Origin of the sequence: Nostoc sp. UCD121 (assembly GCF_014222285.1) — a bacterium.
Classification (GTDB): domain Bacteria; phylum Cyanobacteriota; class Cyanobacteriia; order Cyanobacteriales; family Nostocaceae; genus Nostoc.
This window is the reverse complement of sequence record NZ_JACKZS010000498.1, coordinates 1-859: the sequence shown is the minus strand read 5'-3', so window position 1 is coordinate 859 and position 859 is coordinate 1. Positions and strand designations below refer to the sequence as shown.

Genomic DNA, 859 nt, shown 5'->3' with positions numbered 1-859 from the left:
GATCTGTCGGAGGTGACTCAAATTCGGTAGTATCCTCCCCCTGGCAATGGGAGTTCCCTATAGCATCAAGGGGGGGGATGGATACGGGCTGGTGATTAGGGTTTGCACTATACACAGCAGGGGTTTGAGCAGCGTAATAGGTTCGATTTTCTTTTTGATTACGCTTTTCCACGCGATGAGCAATCACCTGGAGAGCAAATTCTAATTCCTCTTTAGATAAAGAGAAAAGTTTCACCTGTTGCCCCCGTTTACCTTGCTTGCGGAAAGTCAGCTTTAGCCCCAGCTGCTCTAGTAAAGTCGCCAGCAACCAAATAGGTTTACAGTCACTGGGGATAGTAAACCCAAGAATTGCTTTGACGTGAGCAGCACAATGTATAGCGATCTCCGTCATCTTGAGCAAAGTGGGGTCATCGGCGGTAACTTCATCACCCTTCATTAAAGAAGTGAGAATTTGATGCAGTCCCAGGTTAAATCTAGCCAGCCAGCGTGCGGAGTAATTACCCCAGTCGATGCACAAAGGTAGATTGTCGCGCTCGGTGCGGTCTTTTTGGGTGACAATTGTTGGTGGGGTAGGATAAGTTTGCCCAGTTTTGGGGTCAGTAAACGATTCTTCGGGTGGGGCTAAAATTGCCTCAAGTCCGGCGATCGCTCTAATTAATCGACCACCTTTATCCATTTCTACGAGCGATTCGGTTACTTCGATGCCGTAAGAATCAGAAATGCGGAACTTTTCACATTCAAAAATTTCATTAGGGTCAAGGTAATCTTTGCTCTGACGGGCACGGTACTCGCTCAAAGTAATATTCTTGGCCTTGGCAACAGCCGAATTGTGGGCACTATCCAAAGCTTGTGCTGCTGC

1 pseudogene is annotated in these 859 nt (G+C 47.4%); it reads right to left on the bottom strand.

The features are described from left to right. A pseudogene (locus tag GNF10_RS37165) lies at positions 1–859 on the bottom strand (bifunctional DNA primase/helicase); the annotation flags it as partial.